The sequence below is a fragment of the Pseudomonas sp. SIMBA_041 genome, assembly GCF_046535095.1.
Taxonomy (GTDB): domain Bacteria; phylum Pseudomonadota; class Gammaproteobacteria; order Pseudomonadales; family Pseudomonadaceae; genus Aquipseudomonas; species Aquipseudomonas mucoides.
In genome coordinates, this window is sequence record NZ_JAWRXJ010000737.1 from 1 (window position 1) to 247 (window position 247).

Genomic DNA, 247 nt, shown 5'->3' on the forward strand with positions numbered 1-247 from the left:
TTACTGCGTTGATGCACTCGGGCGATGCCGTCACCGATCCCAAGCTCGCTCGCTTACCCGGACCGATTCGCTATCGGGTCACAGGCGCGCTCGCCGCGTGGGACGCGCTAAGGGCCGCAACAGACCGTGTGGCGTCGCCGACGCTAACCGAAATGCTGCGCTCGCATGGCATCCTGCGTCTGACTCGCTATTTCGATCGCTTCACGCGGGACCTCCTGCCGCACGGCGCGGACGGCCGCTCGACCGA

Annotated in this window: 1 protein-coding gene; it reads left to right on the forward strand. The window is 66.4% G+C overall.

The features are described 5' to 3' along the window. Positions 1-247 (forward strand): hypothetical protein (locus tag SB725_RS33065; RefSeq protein ID WP_410923683.1); only part of this gene is annotated, 247 nt, incomplete at both ends.